This window comes from Huaxiibacter chinensis, from assembly GCF_022171985.1.
Classification (GTDB): Bacteria; Pseudomonadota; Gammaproteobacteria; order Enterobacterales; family Enterobacteriaceae; genus Enterobacter; species Enterobacter chinensis_A.
On record NZ_JAJVHF010000003.1, the window covers coordinates 212720 to 237029 of the forward strand.

Consider the following 24310-nt stretch of genomic DNA (forward strand, 5'->3'; position numbering starts at 1 on the left):
GAAGAATCTGGTACGACCAGTATGATCGCCCATTTTTGAGCCTAGCTAAGGCGCGCGAAAGTGCCAGTCAAAACGTGCGTTTTTTTATTCAGTGTCGGCGTTACCGGTAAACAAGCGCCCATCGCGGACCAGTTCTCGTGGGTAACTGTTTTTGAGCCGCGAGCCGACTTTTTTCGCCATGCCCAGCGGGAAGCCCTGGTAGGTGACGATCGTTTCATCACGCTGCGGGGTTGATTCGGGGTAGACATCACGCCCGCGATACCACTCTTCTGCCTCGGCATGGTTCAGTGCAAAAGTGTTCTCGCTGCCGGCCAGGGCGATAACCGCTTCATGCTGCCAGCGATAGCCTTTATTGTGCACTTCAGCCAGACGAAGCCCGATACGTGAGAAACGCACCTTGCCAATCATCGGTTCGATTTCGCACGGGAACAGCCAAATCTCTTTATCGCGTTGCCAGAGACGCAGACCGTCATCCCAGATGAGCCCTGCCTGATGCGCCGCCTCTGTGACCTGCGCCGATTCGCGGGTTTTCATTGGCGTGAAGGGAAAATTACCGACCTTAAAGGTTGGAGCAGGAAGCGGCGTTACGCTTGCGGTTTTACGCAGACGGGCAACAAAGAAGCCTTCACAATCATAAATTTGTGGGAAAACGTGCAGGAAGCCTTCTGGCGTTAAGGCCTCTTTCGCGGTGTCGAACAGCGAATCGAGGGGAAGAAACTCCACGGCATCCGGATAGCGCGCTTTCAGCCAATGACAGACCGCTTCGTTTTCGTCGCGGTTTAAGGTGCAGGTCGAGTAAACCAGCGTGCCGCCGGGGCGCAGCGCATGGAAGGCGCTATCAATCAGCTCCCGCTGGGTCGCGGCGATCTCCAGAATGCTGGCAACCGACCAGTTTTTCAGCGCGCCGGGATCTTTGCGCACGACGCCCTCGCCAGAGCAGGGGGCATCGAGCAAAATAGCGTCGAAGGCTTCCGGTAAGGCTGCGCCAAAAACGCGGCCATCAAAATGGGTCAGGGCGACATGACGGATGCCGCAGCGACTGATATTCGCGTGCAATACCTTTACCCGGCTGGCCGAAAATTCGTTCGCCAGAATCACCCCATGATTGCCCATTTTTGCCGCAATTTGAGTGGTTTTAGAACCTGGCGCGGCAGCAACGTCCATCACGCGAGAAGGCTGATTCCCCTCGGCGAATAGCGCAGCGACGGGCAGCATTGAGCTAGCTTCCTGGATGTAAAACAGGCCGCCGAGATGTTCTGCGGTGCTGCCCAGTGGCAGGTCATCTTCGTCGTTTCGCTCGATCCAGAACCCTTCGGCGCACCAGGGTACCGGCGTCAATTGCCAGTTCCAGGGCGCGACCTGCTGCAAAAAATCTTCAACGCTGATTTTCAACGTATTGACGCGAATACTGCGGCGCAAGGGGCGCTGGCAGGCGGCAATAAAATCATCCATTGAGAGATGGGCAGGAAGGGCCTCGCGCATTTGCGCCAGGAATTCATCAGGGAGAAATACAGAGTTTTGAGCCACGAGCGTACCACCGGGAAACATTCAGGCGCGCAGTGTACCACAAACGCTCCGGTGCGTTGACACCGGAGCATTACCATTACCGTGGCAGGGCGGTGCCCCATTCACGCCACTCTTTTGGTTCGCTTTCAAGCAGCAGGAAGTGTTTTCCGGGCTGGGCTTTAGGCGAGAGCGGTGTGCCTGGCGGGGTGGCGAAGGCGATGCCGCCCCGAATGAACTGGTTGAAGGTCCCTGTTTTCACGACGCCTCCGATAATACCGAAGTCGAGTGAATAACCGGATGCCAGCCAGAACACGGAGTTGTTGCGCACCAGATGCTGATAGCGCTGGCTAATGCGCATTCCCACCATCACGCGATCGGACATTGTTCCCAGCGTCAGGCCGGTGACGGTACCTACTTCTATCCCGCGGAACAGGACCGGGGTGCCAATGTTCAGTGAACCGGCTTCAGGCACTTCCACCACAATGCTTAACCCATCCAGATAGCGCGAGTCGGTGATGGTGGCTTCCTGAAGTTCAAAGTCGCGGCGCGCGTTACCCCGGCCTGGCTCGACATTGATGTATGGTTGCAGGATGGTATCAAGATGCTCGACGCCGGCTGCAGAAATCTGCGGGGTGACCACCGAGAACCGGCTGCCGGTGCGGGCAAAATTCTGCACATATTCCGGATAAAGCACCGCGGTGGCTTGCACCTCATTACGGGCGGTAATCAGCGTCAGCTTCTGAATCTGGCCGATATCAATGCCGAGGTAACGGATTGGCATCCCCTCTGCCAGTTTACCCGCATCAAAGGCATGCAGCGTGATCTGGCCGCCAACGGCACGGGCGGCGGTTTCAGAAGGATACAGAATCCGCTTGTCCCCTTTACGCTGGTTGGCGCTGGCTCCGCTTAAGTTATCAAAGCTAATGGCGCCGCGCAGCGCTCTGGAGAGCGGCGAGGCCTGTACCGTCAATCCATTACCGTTAAGCTGTACTTTTGCGCCGCCTTCGGCCCAGAAGACGCTGTTTGACGTTAACAAATGACGATATTCCGGTTTGATATGCAGTTCGATATCAAACGCCTCCGCGCGCGGCCGCACGGTAATGACTTCACCCACTTCGAACTTACGATAAAGCACCACCGAACCCGCCTGCACATCGGGCAGGGTGTCCGCGTTTAAGGTTAAGGTCGTGGTAGGCAGATCGCTCGTGCTGTTTTCAATCGCTTTATCCAGATTGGCATACAGCGGATACGAATCCCGCATCGCGCCTTTGGTGCCCGGCAGAATACGCACGCCGCCATTGATCCACTCGCTGGCGCTGGCGCCCAGGAATTCCACCCCGTCCAGACCCACTTTGACATCGACACGGCTGTTCACCACGAATTTACTGTCACCGTGAACCAGGTCGCGATATTGCGGATCGACCGCCACCGAGAACGTGACGCCTTTTTCGGTTAAGGTGCGCTCAAGGACCTGACCCACCTGGACTCCGTGCAGGATCAGCGGCTGTCCGGCCTCGATGCCATAGCTCTCTGGCGCGAAAAGGGTGAGGGTCAGGACGCCCGGTTTTTGTAATAACGCTTTGTCGGCCGGGGCAATCACGAAGCTTTTCTTCGGCTCACCGCCGCCGGGGATCAGTTCGAAGGTATTGCCGGTCAACAAACGACTGATGCTGGCATCGCTCAGCGAAAGCTTCGGACTCCGCATCTCCAGACGCGTGTTTTCACGTAACAGATCGACCACGCTCGGATCGACGGTCATTTCGCCCGTCACCGAACCGCCCGCGTTAAGCGTGAGTTTGGTTAATTGCCCAACTTCTAACCCCTGATACATCAGCGGGGTGCTACCGGCCTTCAGGCCTTTAGCATCCGGCAGAGCCAGTTTGACGATCACGCCACGCTGGCTATGGGCTAAGTCTGCATATAAACCAAAGCTATCTTCTGCCGCTGCCGGCTGGGAATCTTCGGGTGAATCGAAGGCGATAGCCCCGTTTACCAGCGCGGCCAGGCTTTCCAGCTTCACTTTGGCCCCGCTCAGGCTGACGTCAGCGTCCACGCCTGAGACGTTCCAGAAACGGCTGCCTTTTTTCACCAGTGAAGTAAAGCGGCGCTCAATCAGGACATCAATCGTGACGCCCTGCTTATTGGGGTTAATCGCGTAATCGTACACGCGACCGACGGGGATCTTACGGAAATAGACCAGCGAACCGCTGTTCAGGGAACCCAAATCTGGCGCGTGAAGATGAATCATCAAATCGCCATTGTTGAGCCGATATTTGGGCTGCGTGTCGAGCGCGGTAAAATGCTCTTCCGGTTCCCCTTTGCCGGGCATCATGCCGATATAGTTACCGCCAACCAGCGCATCCAGACCGGACACCCCGGCAAGGGAGGCCTTAGGCGTGACCAGCCAGAACTGCGTTTCGCTGCGAAGCGCATCCTTCATATCGGATTTAATGCTGGCGCGAACCTGGATTTTATTTAGCTCTTTACCCAGCCGGATATCCTCAACGGTGCCCACCTCGACGCCCTGGAAGCGCACAGGCGTGCGTCCGGCTACGATGCCGTCCGCTGTCTGGAAATCAATGGTAATAGTATTGCCGCGGTCCTGATAACTGGTCCAGATAAGCCAGCCCGCGATCAAGAGGGCGATGACTGGCAGTAACCAGAAAGGAGAAATACGACGTTTTGTTTTAATTCTCGCTTCAGTCGGCGAAGCGGGCGTTTCCTGACTCATGTGCGTCCCAAAGTAAGCGGCTGTCCAGCCATTCCACTGCAAGAATAGTCAATATCACCGCAGAGCCGAAATAAAAAGCCGCGGGTCCCATGGTAAATGCGAGCAACTGGTCGCGATTGATGAGCGACATCATCAACGAAATAACAAACAAATCCAGCATTGACCAACGGCCAATCCAGGTCACGAAACGCAGCAGCAGAATCCTTGTGCGCAATCCCTGTTCACACTTGAAGTGAATGCTGATGAGCAGGGTAAACATCACCACCACTTTGGTGAAGGGCACCAGAATACTGGCGATAAACACGATAGCCGCCACGGCAATATTACTACTTCCTAGCGAGATAATCCCTGACATGATGGTGTCTGCCTGCCGCTGGCCGTTGACGTAAATAATCGAAATCGGCATGAGGTTAGCAGGGATCAGCAGCACCATCGAGGTGATCAGTGCCGCCCAGCATTTTTGTAAGCTGTCTTTGCGCCGTTCCCGCAAGGGGATGTGGCAACGAGGACAACGACCGCGCGCATCGGGTAGACCGGTATAATGACATCCCAGGCAGGCGCGCAGACTTTCATCCGGACGCGTGGCGGGGCGCTGGGGGTAAAAGCGTTCCCAGAGTTGCTCTACGTTTAAGTGGATCAGGGTAAGCACGCTCAGCAACACCAGCGCGATAAAGGCAAACAGACCAATACCCGGTTGCAGGAAAGCGTAGTCTTGGACTTTGATTGACGCCACGCCAATACCCACGAGATAGATATCAAGCATGACCCACTCTTTGAGCTTTTCAAGCATCAACAAGACCGGGCGCAGGTTCATGCCGAGAATATTACCAAACCACAGATAAGCAATGGCCAGCACCAGCACCACCGGCGCGCCAACGGTACAGAACAGCACCATTGCGCCGGTGAGCGGGTCGCCCTGACGGGTCATTTGCCAGATGCCCTGTAAAAGATTGGCATCAATTCGCACGCCTAACAGGTACAGCTTGAGAAGCGGTTCGCTCCAGGCGAAGGGCATCAGCAACATCATGGTGACCGCCATGGCCGCCAGACGGGCAAGCGACCAGTCGCGACCATCACGTATTTTCGCGTTGCATCGTGGACAAAATGCGCTCTGGTGCGATTTCATCTTCGGCAACATAAAAAGCATATCGCACTGTGGGCAACGCTGATAATGTGCACGGGGTAGCGCATCGCTGACCGAGTGAACAGTGATCTTTTTTGCCGGAGTGATCCTGGGATTTTTGAGTGCCATCATTCACGCATTAAAGTAATAATTAACGTTATATTAACTCATCTCGGGAATCATCTTGAGCATGAGCGCATTTAATGTTTATTTTATTAGGCTATGCTTCATTTTTTTGTACGACAACCAAGTGATTGAATAATGAACAAAACAGAATTTTACGCGGATTTGAACCGCGATTTTAAGGCATTAGTGGCAGGGGAAACCAGTTTTATCGCCACTCTGGCCAATACCAGTGCGCTGTTATTTGAACGTCTTTCGGAGGTCAACTGGGCCGGTTTTTATCTGCTGGAAGGCGATACGCTGGTGCTTGGGCCTTTTCAGGGCCGACTCGCCTGCGTGAGAATCCCGGTGGGGCGTGGCGTCTGCGGGACCGCCGTTGCGCAAAATGAGGTGCAGCGCGTAGAAGATGTTCACGCCTTCGATGGACACATTGCCTGCGATGCCGCGAGCAATTCTGAAATCGTCCTGCCGCTGGTCGTCAAAAATCAGATTATTGGCGTTCTGGACATCGACAGCACCGCCTTCGGTCGCTTCACCGCCGAGGATGAGCAGGGGCTGCGCGAGTTGGTCGTGAATCTGGAAAATGTCTTAACCGCGACCGATTATCAAAAATTCTTTGCGAGCGTCGCAGGATAATCAACGGATAACGTAGCATTTACTGATAGCGTCATTATAATGACGCCTGTTCATGCCTGCGCTTGTTGGCAACGTCCGTTGTAATCAGGAAATTTCATGGAAAATCAACCTAAGTTGAACAGTAGTAAAGAAGTTATCGCCTTTCTGGCGGAACGTTTCCCCCAGTGTTTCACCGCGGAAGGTGAAGCACGCCCCCTGAAAGTCGGTATTTTTCAGGATCTGGTAGCGCGCGTTGAGGGTGAGATGAATCTCAGCAAAACCCAGCTGCGCTCTGCTTTACGTCTTTACACTTCAAGCTGGCGTTACCTGTACGGTATCAAAGCGGGTGCAACGCGTGTGGATCTCGACGGCAACCCTTGCGGTGAGCTGGATGAGCAGCACGTTGAACATGCGCGTAAACAGCTTGAAGAAGCCAAAGCGCGTGTTCAGGCACAGCGTGCTGAGCAGCAGGCGAAAAAACGCGAAGCTGCAGCAGCGAACGGCCAGGAAGAAGCGCCTCGCCGCGAACGCAAACCGCGTCCTGCGCCACGTCGTAACGAAAACAGCGATCGCAAGCCGCGTGCTGAAAAAGCCGTTGCAAAAGCACCTCGTGCACCACGCGAAGAGCAGCGCCTCACGCCAGTATCTGACATTACCGCGTTAAACGTCGGTCAGGCACTGAAAGTGAAAGCGGGCAACAACGCGATGGATGCCACCGTGCTGGAAATCACCAAAGATGGCGTTCGTGTGCAGCTGACTTCTGGTTTGTCAATGATTGTACGCGCAGAACACCTGGTGTTCTGAAACGGAGGCCGAGCCTGGCATGAACACTCTTTTTAAGATCACCGCGCTGGCTGGCCTGTTTGCGATAACAGGCCATGCTTTTGCTGTGGACGATATAACGCGCGTTGAGCAAATTCCTGTTCTAAAGGAAGAGACTCAGCATGCGACGGTGAGTGAGCGCGTAACCTCGCGCTTCACCCGCTCGCACTATCGTCAGTTCGATCTTGATCCGGCTTTTTCGGCCAAAATCTTCGATCGCTACCTGAACCTACTGGACTACAGCCATAACGTGCTGTTAGCCAGTGATATTGAACAGTTCGCAAAACGTAAATCCGAAGTGGGCGATGAGCTTCGCAGCGGTAAACTGGATCTGTTCTATGACCTGTATAACTTGTCGCAGAAGCGCCGTTTTGAACGTTACCAGTACGCGCTAAAAGTGCTGGAACGGCCTATGGACTTCACCGGCAACGACAATTTTAATCTGGACCGCAGTAAAGCGCCCTGGCCGAAAGATGAAGCCGAGCTTAACGCGCTGTGGGACGGTAAAGTTAAGTTTGACGAGCTGAGCCTGAAACTGGCGGGTAAAGATGAGAAAGAGATTCGTGACACGCTCACTCGTCGTTACAAATCTGCTCTTCGTCGTCTGGCGCAAACCAACAGTGAAGATGTGTTCTCACTGGCGATGACCGCCTTTGCGCACGAAATCGATCCGCATACCAACTATCTCTCACCACGTAATACCGAGCAGTTCAATACAGAGATGAGTCTGTCTCTGGAGGGGATTGGCGCGGTGCTGCAAATGGACGAGGACTATACCGTCATCAATTCGATGGTGGCAGGCGGTCCGGCATCGAAAAGCAAAGCGATCGGCGTGGGCGACAGGATCGTGGGCGTGGGTCAGACCGGCCAGAGTATGGTCGATGTCATTGGCTGGCGTCTGGATGACGTCGTTGCGCTGATTAAAGGCCCGAAAGGCAGCAAAGTCCGCCTTGAGATCCTGCCTGCCGGGAAGGGGACCAAAACCCGTACGGTCACGCTGACGCGTGAGCGCATCCGTCTTGAAGACCGTGCCGTGAAGATGTCGGTGAAAACGGTCGGCAAAGAAAAGGTCGGCGTGCTGGATATCCCTGGGTTCTATGTCGGGCTGACTGACGATGTTAAAGTGCAGCTGCAAAAGCTTGAAAAGCAGAATGTCAGCAGCGTGATCATCGATTTGCGTACTAACGGCGGCGGCGCCTTAACGGAAGCGGTTTCGCTTTCAGGCCTGTTTATTCCGTCGGGCCCGGTAGTACAGGTTCGTGATAACAACGGTAAAGTGCGTGAAGATGCCGATACCGATGGCGTGGTGTACTACAAAGGCCCGCTGGTGGTGCTGGTCGATCGCTTCAGTGCGTCTGCCTCGGAGATCTTTGCGGCTGCTATGCAGGACTATGGGCGTGCGCTGATTGTGGGCGAACCGACCTTTGGTAAAGGGACCGTCCAGCAGTACCGTTCGTTGAACCGCATCTACGACCAGATGCTGCGTCCGGAATGGCCTGCGCTGGGTTCAGTACAGTACACCATTCAGAAATTCTACCGCGTGAATGGCGGCAGTACGCAGCGTAAAGGCGTGACGCCTGACATCATGATGCCAACCGGCACGGAAGAGACGGAAACCGGCGAGAAGTTTGAAGATAACGCGTTGCCGTGGGACAGCATTAATGCCGCGACATTCGTTAAATCAGGCGACATGAAGCAGTTCGGTCCTGAGTTGCTTAAGTTGCACAACGAGCGTATCGCGAAAGATCCTGAATTCCAGTACATCATGAAAGATATTGCGCGTTTCAATGCCATGAAGGATAAACGGAATATTGTGTCTCTCAATTACGCCCAGCGTGAGAAAGAGAACACCGAAGATGATGCAACACGTCTGGCGCGTATCAACGATCGCCTAAAACGTGAAGGTAAACCATTGCTGAAAAAACTGGATGATTTACCGAAGGATTATCAGGAACCCGATCCGTATCTGGACGAGACGGTACACATCGCTCTCGACCTTGCGAAGCAGGAAAAAGAGAAACCTGCCGTGCAACCCGCTCCGGCTAAATAATCCCCCCAACAGGCACAAGAAATTGTGCCTGTTTTTTTAGTTCTGCATCCTCGCGTCAGGAAGCCGTTTAACAATGTAAAGTTGTGTCTTTCTGGTGACTTACGCCGCTCGGATCCTTGAAAATAGCCACAATACCCATACGATGTGGGTAATCGCATAGTGCGTTTTGTTAAACAGAGGTTAAAAGAAAATTATGATGCGAATCGCGCTCTTCCTGGCCACTAACCTTGCGGTTATGGTGGTCTTTGGGCTGGTGCTAAGCCTGACGGGAATTCAATCGAGCAGCGTTCAAGGCCTGCTGATTATGGCGCTGCTGTTCGGTTTTGGTGGCTCTATCATCTCCCTGCTGATGTCCAAATGGATGGCATTAAAATCAGTGGGAGGTGAAGTCATCGAGCAACCACGTAACGATATGGAACGTTGGTTGATGAGTACGGTGGCACAGCAATCGAAACAGGCGGGCATCGCTATGCCTCAGGTTGCTATCTATCACGCGCCGGATATTAATGCCTTCGCCACCGGTGCACGCCGCGATGCGTCTCTGGTTGCGGTCAGTACCGGGTTATTGCAAAACATGAGCCGTGATGAAGCGGAAGCGGTCATCGCGCACGAAATCAGCCATATTGCCAACGGTGACATGGTCACCATGACCCTGATTCAGGGTGTGGTGAACACCTTCGTTATCTTTATCTCACGTATTCTTGCGCAAATTGCCGCAGGTTTTATGGGCGGCAACCGCGATGAGGGTGAAGAGAGTAACGGCAACCCGATGATTTATTTTGTTGTTGCCATGGTGCTTGAACTGCTCTTCGGGATTTTGGCGAGCATTATTACCATGTGGTTCTCACGTCATCGTGAATTCCATGCGGATGCCGGTTCAGCGAAACTGGTGGGTCGCGAGAAGATGATCGCTGCGCTACAGCGTCTGAAAACCAGCTATGAGCCGCAGGAAGCGAGCAGCATGATGGCGTTCTGCATCAACGGCAAGAACAAGTCGCTGAGCGAAATGTTTATGACGCACCCGCCGCTGGATAAACGCATTGAAGCACTGCGTAGCGGCGCATACATGAAGTAACCGCTTTATACTTTTAAAAGCCGGGCATGTTGCCCGGTTTTTTTTATGCCTCGGCGCGGGGCTGGGTAATGCGAAACCCGCTGATGATGGCCGCCAGGGTGGCGAGGGCGCCTGCGGTGTACAGCGCGAGATGCGTGCCATCATTTCCGGCAAGATTAAACATCAGGGCAACCAGCGCGGCCCCTGTACTTTGCCCAAGCAGACGCGCCGTACCCAGCATGCCGCTGGCACCCCCGCTGCGGTCGCGGGGGGCAGAAGAGATAATAGTATGGTTATTCGGCGACTGGAATAAACCGAATCCGGCGCCGCACAGAATCATACGCCAGACGATATCGAGATCCGAAGGCGCCGCGGGCAACATTGCCAGCGCAAATAACCCGGTCGCCATCACCGTCAGCCCAATCGCCCCCAGTAATCCCGCATGTACGCGCTCAATCAGGTAGCCTGCCAGCGGAGCCATGACCATTGTCGCCAGCGGCCAGGGAGTGAGCAGCAGCCCGGTTTCCACCTCCGTTCTGCCAATGATTGTTTGCAAAAAGAAAGGCAGAGAGACCATCGCCAGCATCTGGGCGCAAAAGGAACAAATCGACGTGCAAATCGACAGGGAAAAGAGAGGGATACGCAGCAGGTCCACCGGCAGCAAAGGCACCGGCAACGCCAGCTGGCGACGAATAAAGAAGTATCCAACGATGAGCATTGCGATGAATTCTGCGGCAATAATACGCAACGATTGCCCCTGAGCGAAGCCGCTTAAGGCCGTGATTAACAGGCCAAACGTCAGCGCATTCATCACGGCGCTCGGCAGGTCGAAGCGCGGTTTGGCGCTTTTATTGCCATTTCCCGGAAGGTAACGCAGCGCAAAGAATAGCGCGACGATGCCCAGCGGAACGTTAATTAAAAAGAGCCACTGCCATGAGGCAACCGACAGTATCCCAGCGGCGATGGTCGGGCCTGCGGCGGAAGAGACGGCCACAATAAAGGAGTTTATTCCCATTCCGCGACCTAAATGCCGCTGGGGATAAATCAGGCGAATCAGCGCAGTATTGACGCTCATTAACGCCGCGCCACCAAAACCCTGTGCAATTCGTGCCAGCGTAAGGGTATGCAGAGAGTCGGAAAGGGCGCAGAAAAGCGAGGTGACGGTAAATACCGCCAGCCCGCACTGGTACACGCGGCGATAGCCAAACATATCCCCAAGGAAAGAGAAAGAGAGCAACGAAACGACAATGGCAATTTGATACGCGTTAACCACCCAGATAGAACTGGCAGGTGAGGCGTTGAGGTCGTGAGCAATTGTCGGGAGGGCAACGTTAGCAATCGCGCCATCCAGCACGGCCATTGAAATACCGATAATAATGGTGGCAATGGCGCCATAGCGCTGAGGTAGCGGCAGGCCATCTGAGAGGTTTTTTTCCATCTGGAATGAAAAGCCCGGAGTAAATAGTTGTTGTGTCACTATTTTAGCACCGTTATTTCGGTTTTATGTCGCAGAATTGTAACGAACCAAACGCAGAACGATTGCAGCAATCACCTCGCGAATTTATAATAAAAACCGGTTCTGATTTTTATAAAACACTCGCTATGAGGTGATAAATGGCAATCGCAGATTTGGATAAACAGCCAGATTCTGTTTCTTCCGTGCTTAAGGTGTTCGGCATCTTACAGGCGCTCGGGGAAGAGCGAGAAATTGGTATTACAGAGTTATCGCAGCGTGTGATGATGTCAAAAAGCACCGTTTATCGCTTTTTACAAACCATGAAGTCGCTTGGCTATGTTGCGCAGGAAGGCGAGTCGGAAAAGTATTCCCTGACCCTGAAGTTATTTGAATTAGGCGCACGCGCCTTGCAGAACGTCGATCTTATTCGCAGCGCTGATATCCAGATGCGTGAGTTGTCCCGTCTGACCAAAGAGACCGTTCACCTTGGGGCGCTGGATGAAGACAGTATTGTCTACATCCATAAAATCGATTCTATGTATAACCTGCGCATGTACTCGCGCATTGGTCGTCGTAACCCTCTGTACAGCACCGCGATTGGTAAAGTGCTTCTGGCATGGCGTGACCGCGCAGAAGTGCAGGAAATCCTGGATGGCGTGGAGTATAAACGCAGCACCGACCGTACCATTACCAGCACCGATGAACTGCTGAAAGTGCTGGATACGGTTCGTGAGCAGGGTTATGGCGAAGATAACGAAGAGCAGGAAGAGGGTTTGCGCTGCATCGGCGTGCCTGTTTTCGACCGCTTTGGCGTGGTCATTGCCGGGTTGAGTATTTCTTTCCCGACGCTGCGTTTCTCTGAAGAACGTCTGCACGAATACGTTGAGATGCTGCACACCGCCGCACGTAAGATTTCAGAGCAGATGGGGTATAACGACTATCCGTTCTGATGTCCTGAACGCAAAAACGCCGCATACCGTGCGGCGTTTTTTTATCTTCAGTACGACTATCCGTTATCGACAACCATCTGGCTTTTCCGCAGAACCGGGCAGTTACTGATACCAAAAATTCCACTGTCAGAGTGAATGTACTGCGCTGTGCTGGTGCCTTGCGCCGTCAGATAACGACACTGAATACCCAGACCCGCCGCATTTTCGGTGCTTCCCACAAGCACGCCGTAGCCCGTTAACAGCAAACCAATCCACAGGATGGCAAAGGCCATTACACCACGAATAATTAAGCGCATCGTTGCCTCATTTTTTTGCGAATAATGCTATAAGGTTAATCGGTTTACTCTATGAAACAAGTGAGTTATTCCGAAAAAGCCTGGATGCAGGTACAGTTAGCCGCTGTTTAGGGTAACCGTGATAACCTGGAGATATCAGGTGAAGAGACGGAGTGTGGAGTGAAAAAAATACGCTGGGTAATTCTGATTATCGTGCTGGTGGCATGCGCCTTTTTGTGGACGCAGACAATCAACGTGATGTGCGATCAGGATGTACAGTTCTTTAGTGGCATTTGCGCAATCAATAAATTTATCCCGTGGTAGCAGCCATTTTTTATGCAGGTCATTTCCTTCCTCAGCGCGAGTGGTAACATAGGCGTTTTATTTGAGGTGGTGAAATGGGTGAGTTAGTAAGTACGGGGCTACTGAGTGTCGCCTCACTGGCTGTTTCTGCGATCGTGATGGTGATTGGGCTGATTTTGTGGTTCTTTGTGAACCGCGCCAGCTCTCGCACAAACGAGCAGATCGAGTTACTTGAAGCACTGCTCGATCAACAGAAACGTCAGAATGCATTGTTGCGCCGTCTGTGCGAGGCCAACGAGCCGGACGTGACAGAAACGCCGGAAGCTTCTGTTGCACAAGCCAAAGACGATGATGATGACTTTATTCGTCTGGTTGCTGAGCGCTAAGCAGCGCTAAAGGGGAGGTGGTAATGGTCTGGCGTAATCCCTGGTTTAACGCCTCCCTTTCTCATCATACGCCGACTGGCTTTCGTAACACGCTATCCGTCGGGCATCAGCCGGGCGATGTTAAGCGCTGGCGAAAGGCGCGAAAGGCCGCTGGTTTGCCTCAACCGCCCGCGCTCGGGTATGACGACTTTCAACGCCAGTGGTGGCAGCCTGCCGAGCTTAACGACGCGGCAGAAGATGGCGTATGGTGGCTGGGCCACGCAAGCGTTCTGCTTCGCCTGGACGGGCGTTACGTCTTAACCGATCCCGTCTTTTCCAAACGCGCTTCGCCAGTGCCATTTATGGGGCCAGCGCGTAAAACGCCGCCACCCCTGACGGTTGAAAATCTTCCTGCGATTGATGCCCTGGTCATCTCACATAACCATTACGATCACCTTGATGTGCAAACGATTCGACGTTTGCTGCAACGTTTCCCCGATCTGACGATTTTCGTTCCCCTGGGCCTTGCGCAGTGGTTTCGTCGTCGCGGCGCAAAAAAGGTTTTTGAACTCGACTGGTGGCAGGCGGTGGTTTACCAGGGAATGACCTTTACTGCCGTGCCGGCTCAACACTGGAGCATGCGCACACCCTGGAACCGTAACCAGTCTCTGTGGTGCGGCTGGGTGATAGAAGGTCTGAACCATCGCTTCTGGTTCAGCGGGGATACAGGTTACACCCCGGAGCTGCTCACCATCCCCGAACGGCTGGGCAAAATTGATGCCGCAGCGTTACCCGCCGGGGCATATGCGCCGCGCTGGTTCATGTCCGCGCACCATATGGATCCTCAGTCTTCAGTCGCGCTCTGGCAACAGCTGGGCAGGCCATTGGCTTTTCCCATTCACTGGGGCGTGTTTGAACTGGTCGACGAATCACTGGATGAGCCTGTTAATGAGCTCAGGTTGGCGCTTGAGGGTAATGACCCGGCGAATGACAAGTTCAGGATCATTAAAATTGGTCAATATTTATCCCTTTAAGTGTTGCCGTAGCGTTCAGATATATTCTTAATGGTTAACCCCGGCCCAAATTAATAATCATCGAAACGTTTTTCTTGCCTTTTTTTGATGCAGAGTCATAAAAATTTCATTATTTTGGTGCAGAACGTTCATTATTCCTTTCCGCTTTCCCCGATTTACGTATCCGCCTTTAAACAACGCGAATATCGTGTTTGTCTTTCAATCCGTTACGCTGTTTTCAGCATAAGTTTTCACAATTTGTTCTAACTTAGTCATTGCAAAGACTATTTTTACGCCGTGCTCTGGACGTATCCGAAAGGATGCACTATGGTAAAAAAGTGTTAGATTACAGGGGTTATGCGTGACCGGGCCCGGCGTAAGCGCGGTGAAGTCACGTCTGTCGCGAGCGCATACGTGTGTCGAAAGTTGTGAGGCTTAGCCGGAATTTGTGCGGCGGATCGAGACACGTTTAAAAATGGCTTGCCATAATTAACGTTGTATGTGATAACACGTTTTGGGTCAAACGAGGTACAGTTCTGTTTATGTGTGGCATTTTCAGTAAAGAAGTCCTGAGTAAACACGTTGACGTTGAATACCGCTTCTCTGCCGAACCTTATATTAGTGCCTCAAGCAGTCATGTCTCAGTTTTATCTATGTTAATGCCTACGGGCAAAGAAAATACTCTAAGGAATTTTGCAAATGGCAAAGATTAAAGGTCAAGTGAAGTGGTTCAACGAGTCTAAAGGTTTTGGTTTCATTACTCCTGCTGACGGCAGCAAAGACGTGTTCGTACACTTCTCTGCAATCCAGGGTAACGGCTTCAAAACTCTGGCTGAAGGCCAGAACGTTGAGTTCGAAATTCAGGACGGCCAGAAAGGCCCAGCTGCAGTTAACGTAACTGCTATCTGATCGAACCACTGCTGATTCAGAAGCGCCTCGCGTTTCGCACTCAGACATCAAGCCTCGCATTATGCGGGGCTTTTTTCATCCTATCTCTTTCAAAATGTGACGCTTTTGCCGTCTGGTCTTAGTTTGTTGCAAAGCTGCGACATTAGAAGCACTGTTTTCACTCCCTTAACACTCTTTTTCTCGTTAAATCAGAGCGTTGATTTACAGACCTGGAGTACAGGTGAAAAAGAAAGCCCCAACCATCACCGGAAATTTCACCCCGGCCCGCTTTTCGCTACTTTGTCTGGCCATATTGCTCAGCCTGGCTTTCCTTCTCGGGCGTGTCGCCTGGCTGCAAATTATCAAACCCGACAAGCTCGTTGAACAAGAGGATATGCGCTCCCTGCGCGAGGTGGCGATTCAGTCGCCGCGTGGCATGATTACCGATCGCGAAGGCAGGCCGCTGGCGGTGAGCGTGCCGGTCCGTGCGGTGTGGGCCGATCCGAAAACGGTGCTGGCCAAAGGGGGGGTGGGGTTTGACGCGCGATGGCAGGCGCTGGCCAGCGCGCTGCATATTTCGCTGTCATCGCTGGCTGCGCGTATTACCAGTAATCCGCAGGGACGCTTCATTTATCTGGCCCGCCAGGTGGACCCGTCCCAGGCGCAGTGGATCGATAAACTCAATCTACCGGGCATTAATTTGCGCGATGAGTCACGCCGTTTTTATCCGGCAGGCCACATCGCCGCTAATCTGATTGGCTTTACCAATATTGACGGGCAGGGAATTGAAGGCGTTGAAAAAAGCTTTAATGCCCAGCTCACCGGTAAACCCGGTATCCGGCGCGTTCGTGAAGATCGCTATGGGCATGTCATCGAAAACCTGACCGAAGTGGCGCCGGTGCCTGCGCACAATATTCAGCTAAGTATCGATGAGCGACTGCAGACGCTTACCGAAGATGCATTAGATAACGCGGTGGTCTGGAATAAAGCCGAGTCAGGTGCCGCTGTGCTTATTGATGTGAATACGGGTGAAATTCTCTCCATGGCGAGTTACCCGGATTTCAATCCCAATAATCGCGAAGGCGCCACGATCGATGATTTTCGTAATCGCGCCATCAGCGACACTTTTGAGCCTGGCTCAACGGTGAAGCCTCTGGTGTTAATGACGGCATTACAGCAGGGACTGGTACAGCCTGACAGCGTGATTGATACCCATCCTTATACACTGGACGGCCATCGTATCCGCGACGTGGGGTATTACCCCGAGCTGACGCTGACCGGTATTTTGCAAAAGTCGAGTGACACGGGCGTATCGCGTTTATCGCTGGCAATGCCCATCCAGCATCTGCTGGATACTTACAAAGGGTTCGGCTTTGGTACCACGACGGGCCTGGGATTAACCGGGGAGAGCAGCGGGCTGTTGCCCCAGCGTAAATTCTGGAGTCAGCTTGACCGGGCAACCTTTGCCTTTGGTTATGGCCTGATGGTAACGCCGTTGCAGCTGGCGCATGTCTACGCCACCGTGGGGAGTTTTGGCCAGGAGCGCCCGCTGTCGATCACGCGTATCGATCCGCCCGTTATGGGGCATCAGGTGATGCCGGAAAACATCGTCCACGAGGTTGAACATATGATGGAAAGCGTAGCCTTGCCCGGCGGGGGCGGCATCAAAGCGGCGGTACGCGACTATCGGGTAGCGGTCAAAACGGGGACGGCGAAAAAAATCGGCGACGACGGGAAATATGTCGATAAGTATATTGCGTATACCGCAGGCGTAGCGCCAGCCAGCCATCCCCGATTTGCGCTGGCGGTCGTGATCAACGATCCGCAAAACGGCAGCTATTACGGTGGGGCGGTGTCAGCCCCGGTTTTCAGTCAGATTATGGGGGATGTGCTGCGTTTAGAGAACGTGGAGCCTGACGGATTACCCGCAGATTCGAGCCATCTTATCGTGATGCGTTAACCCGGACGTTTTCTACAGGGGCGAATAGCGGTACACTTTCGCCCTTTGCGATCACCCCGGAGTTACCATGTCTTTCAGTTGTCCTTTATGCCACGCGCCGCTGGCGTATGCAGAAAACAGTTATGCCTGTCCGCAGGGGCATCGGTTTGATAAGGCCAAAGAAGGGTATGTCAATTTACTGCCTGTACAGCACAAGCGCTCACGCGATCCGGGTGACAGTGCGGAGATGATGCAGGCGCGCAGGGCCTTCCTTGATGCCGGACATTATCAACCGCTCCGGGATGCGGTGGCGCAGCGTCTCAGCACGCTGCCCGGAGAACATCCACAGTCGATTCTGGATATTGGCTGCGGGGAAGGGTATTACACGGCTGCTTTTGCGGCGATTGCCGCCACGAAAGGCGCAGAAACCTTTGGTCTGGACGTCTCTAAATCGGCCATACGGGCGGCGGCAAAACGTTATCCTGAGGTGATGTTTTGCGTGGCCTCAAGCCATCGCCTGCCGTTTGCTGATGCCAGTCAGGATGCCATTATCCGCATTTATGCTCCCTGCAAAGGTGAAGAGCTGGCGCGCGTCGTGAAGCCTGGCGGCTGGGTCATTACGGTCACGCCGGGCCCCCGGCATCTGATGGAGCTGAAGGGATTGATCTACGATGAAGTGCATCTTCATGCCCCTCATTCTGAACAGCTTGTTGGTTTTTCCCTGGAACAGGAGCAGTCGCTGGCCTATCAGATGACGCTCAGCGGGGGAGAAGCCGTGGCCCTGTTGCAAATGACCCCGTTTGCCTGGCGGGCAAAGCCGGAGGTCTGGGATGCACTGGCGCAGAAAGAGGAGTTTAACTGCCAGACGGATTTCAGCATCCACTGCTGGCAGCGTGAGACGATATTATCCGGCGAAGTGGGCCCAGAGAAGTTGCACACCGATTCCGATTAATACCACACCGCCCAGAATCTCGGCTCGCTTGCCTAACAGCGGGCCGATAAAGCGTCCAATCATCATACCCAGCGTGGACATCACCAGCGTCGCGCAGCCGATAGCCAGAGCCGTAGCGATAATATTCACCTGCATAAAGGCAAGGCCGACCCCCACAGCCATCGCATCCAGACTGGTCGCGATCGCGGTGGTGACTAACAGCCAGAAACCGTGACGATGCAGTGGTGTCTCGTCTTCGTCGTGATGTCCACGAAGCCCTTCAATCATCATTCTCCCGCCCAAAAAGACCAGAAGAATAAAGGCAATCCAGTGGTTCCACTCCAGCACAAACTGGCTGGCGAGCATACCGAGCGCCCAGCCGATAAGCGGGGTGAGAGTTTCAATCGCGCCAAAAATCAGACCTGTGCGAAGCGCTTCGGAAAATTTGGGTTTGTGCAGCGTGGCGCCTTTTCCGATGGAGACGGCAAAAGCGTCCATGGACATACCAAAAGCGAGAAGGATCGTAGCGGAGAGATTCATTCGTGCGTCCAGACCGGGAATATCCATATGACACATCACTGCCCCCAGTAAACAGCAGTTGATGCGTCTATGGTCTCGCCTGATTGTTTACGCACCGGTTACAGTGCAGTAAGTCATCCGTACGCACCACGTTTTGCAACGAGTATGTTGACACGTACATTTCCCGCAAACAGGAAATCGGCTACTCCCCAACGACGGGCGCAACCTTAACATATTTTGAGAATATAAAACAAGAATCAAAGGCCATTATTAGATTGGCTTATTGATAACGATTTTCATTAAGTGTGATTGGTGAAGCAACGGTTAAATAATATAAGTTATTCAGAAAATGAAATATAGCTAAGGCTATATAGCGTCCGGTCAAAATCACAGCACAATATAGCCTTTGCTATAAACATAACTCATTGAGTTTTAATGATAACTTTGTATATTTTTTCCAGGTCGTCAATATCTTTCACGCGGATAAGAAGACGGCGTTGTTCCAGTTGCATCACCAGCACACCATCTTCCGATAAATTCATCTCTTTAATACGGTTATATTCTATCCATATGTTGGCGAAGAAAAAACCGTGATTTTTAAAAATAAGCTTAGGGGCGCGGATCCAGAAGAGATAGATCGCCATTAATGCCAGTGCACATAATAACCATGTGGTGATTAATGCACCGTGGCTCATCACGTTATTGTAAATCAGGATGGCCAGCAAACCGGCGAAGATGAAGGCATCGATACGACCACGACGCAGAAGAGGGATGGTGAGCAGCGTTTCGCCGTGGCGGCGGGGCATGATCAATTCGTCGTAAATGGCATACGCCAGAAGAGCAACAATAAAGACAACCAGCACGATATCCGTAACCGTCATTCGTCCTCCAGATAATAAAAAACCGGGGGCAAGCCCCCGGCTGAAAGTACAACGCTTACAGACCCAGCAGGCCGATGGCGTAACCCACGATACCGATGACGAAGAAGCCAACGATGATCCACAGGGCGTTTACTTTTTTACGCAGCAGCCACATACAGGCAAAGGTCAGCAGCAGCGGCACCAGGCCTGGCATCAGCTGATCGAGGATGGTCTGCACAGTGGTGACATTCTCTTTCCCGGTCTGGTCAGTAATACGCGACACGACCAGCGGGATGTTCACATGCGTCCACTTGTTAACCAGGGCCCCCATGACAAACAGGCCAAGAATAGATGCCCCCTCTGTCAATTTCTGCAGGAAACCGCCGCCCATATCTTTAACGATGTCGACGCCTTTGCTGTAACCGTATGCCACACCGTAATAACGCGTGAGCAAACGTACGGCATTGAACAGGATAAAGAACAGCAGGGGTCCCAGCAGGCTGCCGCTCATGGCGATACCTGCACCAAGGGCTGCAAAGACCGGACGCACGGTACCCCAGAAGATCGGGTCACCGACGCCTGCCAGCGGGCCCATCAGACCGACTTTAATACCGTTGATGGCACCATCGTCGATCTCTGCGCCGTTCGCACGCTGCTCTTCCATCGCCAGCGTGACGCCCAGAACCGGTGCGGCAACGTAAGGATGGGTGTTGAAGAACTCCAGGTGACGCTTAATCGCCTGGCGGCGCGCTTCGTTATTTTCCGGATACAGGCGTTTGATCGCCGGAACCATAGAGAAGCAGAAGCCCAGCGCCTGCATACGTTCGAAGTTCCATGAACCCTGGAACAGATTTGAACGCAGGAACACGCCGCGAATGTCGCTTGGGGTGAGTTTCTTCTCAGGGGTAGTTTTTGTCATATCAACCATTTCGCTCACCTGCTAGTCCAGTTCGTTATCGAGATCGTTGTTACCCGCAGCCTGAGCTGGAGCACCTGCGACGCGGTTATATTTCGGGCTAAGCTGGATATACAGAATAGCCATCACCGCACCAATCACACCCAGAGCGACCAGGTTGAAGTTGGTGAATGCCGCGGTCACGAAGCCGAGGTAGAAGAACGGCATCAGGTAGCCTGCGCGCATCATGTTGATGACCATCGCATAACCGACGACCACGATCATGCCGCCTGCGATATTCAAGCCGCTGGTGACCACTTCCGGAATCGCATTCAACAGACCCTGAACTTCGCTGGTCCCTACAGAAATCGCCACGATAACGGCCGGGATAGCGATACGCATCGCCTGCAGGAAGAGAGAGGAGACGTGAAGCCACGAGAGGGCCGTCAGGTTTCCGCTATCGGCCGCCTTATCTGCCGCATGCTGGAATGCCACGGTAATAGTACGAACGATAATGGTCAGGACCTGACCTGCCGCTGCCAGAGGGATCGCCAGGGCGATACCCGCACCGATGTTTTGGTGTCCGGCAATAACCAGAACGGTCGAGATGATAGAGGCCAGAGCCGCATCAGGCGCAACGGCCGCACCGATGTTCATCCATCCCAGGGCGATCATTTCCAGCGTACCACCGATGATGATGCCGGTTTTCATATCGCCAAGAACGGCGCCGATTAACGTACAGGCCACCAGTGGGCGGTGAAACTGAAATTCATCAAGTACGGATTCCATACCGGCAATACACGCAACGATGAACACCAGCACAATCTGAAGAGTGGTAATCTCCATTGTACTTCTCCTATAACATAAGCTTTATGTGAAGAATCAGCGCGGGGTTATTTTCCCACTTTGCCGATCAAATCCATCATTTTCAGTTTCTGGTCGGTGGACACCTTACGGGCCTCCAGCTCGATATTGCGGGCATTCAGTTTTTTGAATGCTTCAATATCTTTTTCATCGACTGAAATCGCATTGTTCACCTGTGTTTTGCCCTGACGGAACGCCATACCGCCGATATTCACAGAAGTAATCTTAACGCCGCCCTCTACAACACGTTCGACATCGGTTGGATTGGTAAACAGCAGCATGACGCGCTCGCCCGCATATTTCGGGTTGTTGTAAACGCGGATCATTTTGGCGACATCCACCACGTGGGCGGTAACGCCCGGAGGAGCAACCTGGGTCAGAAGGGTTTTACGCACGGTATCCGCAGCCACTTCGTCACTGACGACGATGATGCGTTTGACGTTCGTTTCTTTGGTCCAGCGGGTGGCAACCTGGCCGTGGATCAAACGGTCATCGATACGGGCAAGCCCGATCACCATGTAATCGTTCGGCCCCATAGGTTTGGCAGGCGCCGCAGGCGCTGCGGTTTTTGCCGCCGCGGCGACCGGAGCGGGTTTCTCCACAGGCTGGGCTTTCAGCGCTTTCACGCCTTCCCGGCCTGTTTCAACTGCCAGAGCGACCAGTTCGTCGAAACTCGGGTTATCATCGCGTGCCATGAAGGTTTCGACCAGCATCGGAATATTGACGCCCGCGATGACTTCGTAATGCTCTTTATCGACGACAATGCGGCTGGCAGCATTAAACGGACTGCCTCCCCATGTATCGACGAGAAATAGCACGCCTGCACTCGTATCTAGCTTTTCCAGCTGAGCAGTGTACTTTTCAATCAGCGTTTCGGCGTTTTCACCGGGAACGAAATCGATCCAGCCGACGTTTTCCTGCTCGCCCAATAGCATTTCTGCTGTTTTGAGCAACTGCTCTGCAGCCCAACCATGTGTGCCTATCACAATAGCAATGGTCACTTGCTACCTCCTTTTATTATCATTGATACGTCTGTCTGGCAGGCGTATTGAGAATCGTCGTCGGCGAACCGAATCGATTCAGATAAGGGTTAGAGTTCAATTAACGAAGACTTCCGCGATTTATTTTAGATAGTGAAAAAATAATTTATGTGATGAAGATCCGTAATTTAGCGATGCATTGCAGAAAGTTCTGTAATGTAAAACGCGTATGTAACAGATGTTTGCAAAGGAAAGTAAATCTTTGCCAAAAATAACGTCTCTCTGATATGTTTAGCCTCCGTTTAATCGATCAGGAGTATAGGGCATCAGCCCACTGTATGGACCGTCACCGACGCCAATCATCTTACAGGCCATTTCGCGCCTCGCTTGCCGGCGACTCTCGCCACCCATTACTCACGCATACCGCCGTTTCGCCCAACACTTTCGGGGCGCCGTTTAGTCATTCCTTTAGCAGGAGCTTGTCATGGAATTCTTAATGGACCCGTCAATCTGGGTGGGTTTACTGACGCTGGTTGTGCTTGAAATCGTCTTAGGTATCGACAACCTGGTGTTTATCGCCATCCTTGCGGATAAATTGCCGCCTAAACAACGCGACAAAGCCCGTTTAATCGGTCTTTCGCTGGCGCTCTTCATGCGTCTTGGCCTCCTGTCCGTTATTTCGTGGATGGTCACGCTGACCAAACCGTTGTTTACCGTATTCGATTTCACCTTCTCAGGGCGCGATCTGATCATGCTGGTGGGGGGGCTTTTCCTGTTGTTCAAAGCGACCACGGAACTGCATGAGCGGCTGGAGAACCGGCAACATGATGACGGCCACGGTAAAGGCTATGCGAGCTTCTGGGTCGTGGTACTGCAGATCGTTGTCCTGGATGCTGTCTTCTCGCTGGACGCGGTGATTACCGCTGTCGGGATGGTGAACCATCTGCCGGTGATGATGGCGGCGGTCGTGATTGCAATGGCCGTAATGCTTCTGGCCTCCAAACCGTTGACGCGGTTCGTGAACGAACATCCTACGGTGGTGGTGCTCTGTCTGAGCTTCTTGCTGATGATCGGCCTAAGCCTGGTGGCAGAAGGTTTTGGTTTCCATATCCCGAAAGGCTATCTCTACGCCGCGATAGGTTTCTCGATCATTATCGAACTGTTTAACCAGATTGCGCGTCGTAACTTTATCAAGCAGCAGTCGGTACAACCCCTGCGTGCCCGTACGGCTGATGCCATTCTGCGCCTGATGGGGGGGCGTCGTCAGACGGCCCAACCTGAGATAGCGAACACGAATCCTGTGCCGGTCCCGGAAGGCGCTTTCGTTGAGCAAGAGCGCTATATGATTAACGGCGTGCTGTCTCTGGCCTCACGCTCTTTGCGCGGCATTATGACGCCACGCGGTGAAATCAGCTGGGTCGATGCGAATCTGAGCGTGGACGAAATTCGTCAGCAGCTCTTATCGTCACCGCACAGCCTGTTCCCGGTGTGTCGGGGTGAACTCGATGAGATCATCGGCGTGGTTCGCGCGAAAGAGATGCTGGTCGCGCTGGAGGAGGGGGCAAATGTGGAATCTATCGCTGCCGCAACGCCTGCGATTGTAGTGCCGGAAACCCTGGACCCGATCAACCTTCTGAGCGTGCTGCGCCGGGCTCGCGGTAGCTTCGTCATCGTCACCAATGAGTTTGGCGTGGTGCAGGGGCTGGTCACGCCGCTGGACGTGCTGGAAGCCATTGCGGGTGAATTCCCGGATGAAGATGAGACCCCGGAAATTGTCGCGGACAATGACGGCTGGCTGGTTAAGGGGACCACTGACCTGCACGCGCTGCAGCACACGCTGGGTCTGGACAATATCATTAACGACGAAGAGGATATTGCCACCGTCGCGGGGCTGGTGATTGCCATTAATGGTCAAATCCCGCGCACGGGCGACGTCCTTGAACTGCCGCCGCTGACGATCACCATCGTTGAGGCTAATGATTACCGCATTGATATGGTGCGTATTGTTAAAGAGCAGCCAGAGCACGACGAAGACGAGTAATCGGGCT

General features: G+C 53.3%; 23 protein-coding genes and 1 pseudogene. 14 read left to right on the forward strand and 10 right to left on the reverse strand.

Annotated elements, in window-relative coordinates; translation table 11 throughout:
• Positions 1–84: 84 nt before the first annotated feature.
• From rsmF to yebS, 3 genes are all read right to left on the reverse strand, one after another.
• Complete coding sequence (gene rsmF, locus LZP96_RS09910) at positions 85–1527, reverse strand: 16S rRNA (cytosine(1407)-C(5))-methyltransferase RsmF (protein ID WP_258925921.1); 1443 nt, start codon at positions 1525–1527, stop codon at positions 85–87.
• A 76-nt stretch (positions 1528–1603) separates the two neighbouring features.
• Positions 1604–4237 carry a PqiB family protein gene (locus tag LZP96_RS09915; RefSeq protein ID WP_064326436.1) on the reverse strand — a complete coding sequence of 878 codons (2634 nt, stop codon included), beginning with the start codon at positions 4235–4237 and terminating at the stop codon, positions 1604–1606.
• Positions 4206–5489 carry a membrane integrity lipid transport subunit YebS gene (yebS, locus tag LZP96_RS09920; protein ID WP_064326435.1) on the reverse strand — a complete coding sequence of 428 codons (1284 nt, stop codon included), beginning with the start codon at positions 5487–5489 and terminating at the stop codon, positions 4206–4208. The genes LZP96_RS09915 and yebS overlap by 32 nt, the downstream gene beginning before the upstream one ends.
• 132 nt (positions 5490–5621) lie before the next feature.
• On the opposite strand from yebS, the gene msrC reads away from it, so the two are divergent.
• From msrC to htpX, 4 genes are all read left to right on the forward strand, one after another.
• Complete coding sequence (gene msrC, locus LZP96_RS09925) at positions 5622–6119, forward strand: free L-methionine (R)-S-oxide reductase MsrC (RefSeq protein ID WP_064326434.1); 498 nt, start codon at positions 5622–5624, stop codon at positions 6117–6119.
• A gap of 96 nt (positions 6120–6215) precedes the next feature.
• Positions 6216–6902, forward strand: a complete 687-nt coding sequence (gene proQ / locus LZP96_RS09930; protein ID WP_064326433.1) for an RNA chaperone ProQ — start codon at positions 6216–6218, stop codon at positions 6900–6902.
• Positions 6903–6921: 19 nt separating this feature from the next.
• Positions 6922–8970, forward strand: a complete 2049-nt coding sequence (prc, locus tag LZP96_RS09935) for a carboxy terminal-processing peptidase (protein WP_064326432.1) — start codon at positions 6922–6924, stop codon at positions 8968–8970.
• 193 nt (positions 8971–9163) lie between these two features.
• Positions 9164–10045 (forward strand): protease HtpX, encoded by an 882-nt coding sequence (gene htpX / locus LZP96_RS09940; RefSeq protein WP_258925922.1) that lies wholly within the window; start codon positions 9164–9166, stop codon positions 10043–10045.
• A gap of 43 nt (positions 10046–10088) precedes the next feature.
• On the opposite strand, the gene LZP96_RS09945 is transcribed toward htpX, so the two are convergent.
• Positions 10089–11462: an MFS transporter gene (locus LZP96_RS09945; protein ID WP_064326430.1), complete on the reverse strand. Its 1374-nt coding sequence runs from the start codon at positions 11460–11462 to the stop codon at positions 10089–10091.
• 176 nt (positions 11463–11638) lie between these two features.
• On the opposite strand from LZP96_RS09945, the gene kdgR reads away from it, so the two are divergent.
• Positions 11639–12430 carry a DNA-binding transcriptional regulator KdgR gene (gene kdgR, locus LZP96_RS09950; protein ID WP_064326429.1) on the forward strand — a complete coding sequence of 264 codons (792 nt, stop codon included), beginning with the start codon at positions 11639–11641 and terminating at the stop codon, positions 12428–12430.
• A 56-nt stretch (positions 12431–12486) separates the two neighbouring features.
• On the opposite strand, the gene LZP96_RS09955 is transcribed toward kdgR, so the two are convergent.
• Positions 12487–12726, reverse strand: coding sequence for a YobH family protein (locus LZP96_RS09955; protein WP_064326428.1), 240 nt, complete (start codon positions 12724–12726; stop codon positions 12487–12489).
• A gap of 159 nt (positions 12727–12885) precedes the next feature.
• Here LZP96_RS09955 and mgrB point away from each other — a divergent pair, with 159 nt between their 5' ends.
• From mgrB to rlmA, 7 genes and pseudogenes are all read left to right on the forward strand, one after another.
• Positions 12886–13029 carry a PhoP/PhoQ regulatory lipoprotein MgrB gene (gene mgrB, locus LZP96_RS09960; RefSeq protein WP_064326427.1) on the forward strand — a complete coding sequence of 48 codons (144 nt, stop codon included), beginning with the start codon at positions 12886–12888 and terminating at the stop codon, positions 13027–13029.
• Between the two features lie 74 nt (positions 13030–13103).
• Positions 13104–13394, forward strand: coding sequence for a YebO family protein (locus LZP96_RS09965; RefSeq protein WP_064326426.1), 291 nt, complete (start codon positions 13104–13106; stop codon positions 13392–13394).
• A 23-nt stretch (positions 13395–13417) separates the two neighbouring features.
• Positions 13418–14407 carry an MBL fold metallo-hydrolase gene (locus LZP96_RS09970; protein WP_258925923.1) on the forward strand — a complete coding sequence of 330 codons (990 nt, stop codon included), beginning with the start codon at positions 13418–13420 and terminating at the stop codon, positions 14405–14407.
• 521 nt (positions 14408–14928) lie between these two features.
• Positions 14929–15073: pseudogene (locus LZP96_RS09975) on the forward strand (DUF2627 domain-containing protein).
• Between the two features lie 12 nt (positions 15074–15085).
• Positions 15086–15295 carry a transcription antiterminator/RNA stability regulator CspE gene (cspE, locus tag LZP96_RS09980; RefSeq protein WP_001062678.1) on the forward strand — a complete coding sequence of 70 codons (210 nt, stop codon included), beginning with the start codon at positions 15086–15088 and terminating at the stop codon, positions 15293–15295.
• Between the two features lie 220 nt (positions 15296–15515).
• The gene (gene ftsI2, locus LZP96_RS09985; RefSeq protein ID WP_064326423.1) at positions 15516–17234 is read left to right on the forward strand and encodes a peptidoglycan DD-transpeptidase FtsI2/PBP3(PARA); all 1719 of its coding nucleotides are present in this window, start codon (positions 15516–15518) and stop codon (positions 17232–17234) included.
• 67 nt (positions 17235–17301) lie between these two features.
• Positions 17302–18165 carry a 23S rRNA (guanine(745)-N(1))-methyltransferase gene (gene rlmA / locus LZP96_RS09990; RefSeq protein WP_064326422.1) on the forward strand — a complete coding sequence of 288 codons (864 nt, stop codon included), beginning with the start codon at positions 17302–17304 and terminating at the stop codon, positions 18163–18165.
• On the opposite strand, the gene mntP is transcribed toward rlmA, so the two are convergent.
• The 5 genes from mntP to manX form a co-directional block, all read right to left on the reverse strand.
• Positions 18118–18684, reverse strand: coding sequence for a manganese efflux pump MntP (gene mntP, locus LZP96_RS09995; RefSeq protein ID WP_064328146.1), 567 nt, complete (start codon positions 18682–18684; stop codon positions 18118–18120). The genes rlmA and mntP overlap by 48 nt on opposite strands.
• A gap of 401 nt (positions 18685–19085) precedes the next feature.
• Positions 19086–19544: a DUF986 family protein gene (locus LZP96_RS10000; RefSeq protein ID WP_064326421.1), complete on the reverse strand. Its 459-nt coding sequence runs from the start codon at positions 19542–19544 to the stop codon at positions 19086–19088.
• A 55-nt stretch (positions 19545–19599) separates the two neighbouring features.
• Positions 19600–20451 (reverse strand): PTS mannose transporter subunit IID, encoded by an 852-nt coding sequence (locus LZP96_RS10005; RefSeq protein WP_064326420.1) that lies wholly within the window; start codon positions 20449–20451, stop codon positions 19600–19602.
• A gap of 12 nt (positions 20452–20463) precedes the next feature.
• Entirely contained in the window at positions 20464–21264 is an 801-nt protein-coding gene (locus LZP96_RS10010; RefSeq protein WP_064326419.1) for a PTS mannose/fructose/sorbose transporter subunit IIC, read from the reverse strand.
• A gap of 47 nt (positions 21265–21311) precedes the next feature.
• Positions 21312–22283: a PTS mannose transporter subunit IIAB gene (gene manX, locus LZP96_RS10015; protein ID WP_064326418.1), complete on the reverse strand. Its 972-nt coding sequence runs from the start codon at positions 22281–22283 to the stop codon at positions 21312–21314.
• 317 nt (positions 22284–22600) lie between these two features.
• Between manX and LZP96_RS24210 the strand changes: the two genes are divergently transcribed.
• Entirely contained in the window at positions 22601–22759 is a 159-nt protein-coding gene (locus tag LZP96_RS24210) for a protein YoaL (RefSeq protein ID WP_374230101.1), read from the forward strand.
• Positions 22747–24303: a CNNM family cation transport protein YoaE gene (gene yoaE / locus LZP96_RS10020; protein WP_064326417.1), complete on the forward strand. Its 1557-nt coding sequence runs from the start codon at positions 22747–22749 to the stop codon at positions 24301–24303. Before LZP96_RS24210 ends, yoaE begins: the two co-directional genes overlap by 13 nt.
• Positions 24304–24310: the final 7 nt, after the last annotated feature.

Bases quoted from the DNA above. Each gene is read 5' to 3' on its own strand.
- LZP96_RS09915 (WP_064326436.1), bottom strand. From the start codon at position 4,237: ATGAGTCAGGAAACGCCCGCTTCGCCGACTGAAGCGAGAATTAAAACA.
- yebS (WP_064326435.1), bottom strand. From the start codon at position 5,489: ATGGCACTCAAAAATCCCAGGATCACTCCGGCAAAAAAGATCACTGTT.
- msrC (WP_064326434.1), top strand. From the start codon at position 5,622: ATGAACAAAACAGAATTTTACGCGGATTTGAACCGCGATTTTAAGGCA.
- proQ (WP_064326433.1), top strand. From the start codon at position 6,216: ATGGAAAATCAACCTAAGTTGAACAGTAGTAAAGAAGTTATCGCCTTT.
- prc (WP_064326432.1), top strand. From the start codon at position 6,922: ATGAACACTCTTTTTAAGATCACCGCGCTGGCTGGCCTGTTTGCGATA.
- htpX (WP_258925922.1), top strand. From the start codon at position 9,164: ATGATGCGAATCGCGCTCTTCCTGGCCACTAACCTTGCGGTTATGGTG.
- LZP96_RS09945 (WP_064326430.1), bottom strand. From the start codon at position 11,462: ATGGAAAAAAACCTCTCAGATGGCCTGCCGCTACCTCAGCGCTATGGC.
- kdgR (WP_064326429.1), top strand. From the start codon at position 11,639: ATGGCAATCGCAGATTTGGATAAACAGCCAGATTCTGTTTCTTCCGTG.
- LZP96_RS09955 (WP_064326428.1), bottom strand. From the start codon at position 12,726: ATGCGCTTAATTATTCGTGGTGTAATGGCCTTTGCCATCCTGTGGATT.
- LZP96_RS09965 (WP_064326426.1), top strand. From the start codon at position 13,104: ATGGGTGAGTTAGTAAGTACGGGGCTACTGAGTGTCGCCTCACTGGCT.
- LZP96_RS09970 (WP_258925923.1), top strand. From the start codon at position 13,418: ATGGTCTGGCGTAATCCCTGGTTTAACGCCTCCCTTTCTCATCATACG.
- cspE (WP_001062678.1), top strand. From the start codon at position 15,086: ATGGCAAAGATTAAAGGTCAAGTGAAGTGGTTCAACGAGTCTAAAGGT.
- rlmA (WP_064326422.1), top strand. From the start codon at position 17,302: ATGTCTTTCAGTTGTCCTTTATGCCACGCGCCGCTGGCGTATGCAGAA.
- mntP (WP_064328146.1), bottom strand. From the start codon at position 18,684: ATGAATCTCTCCGCTACGATCCTTCTCGCTTTTGGTATGTCCATGGAC.
- LZP96_RS10000 (WP_064326421.1), bottom strand. From the start codon at position 19,544: ATGACGGTTACGGATATCGTGCTGGTTGTCTTTATTGTTGCTCTTCTG.
- LZP96_RS10005 (WP_064326420.1), bottom strand. From the start codon at position 20,451: ATGGTTGATATGACAAAAACTACCCCTGAGAAGAAACTCACCCCAAGC.
- LZP96_RS10010 (WP_064326419.1), bottom strand. From the start codon at position 21,264: ATGGAGATTACCACTCTTCAGATTGTGCTGGTGTTCATCGTTGCGTGT.
- LZP96_RS24210 (WP_374230101.1), top strand. From the start codon at position 22,601: ATGGACCGTCACCGACGCCAATCATCTTACAGGCCATTTCGCGCCTCG.
- yoaE (WP_064326417.1), top strand. From the start codon at position 22,747: ATGGAATTCTTAATGGACCCGTCAATCTGGGTGGGTTTACTGACGCTG.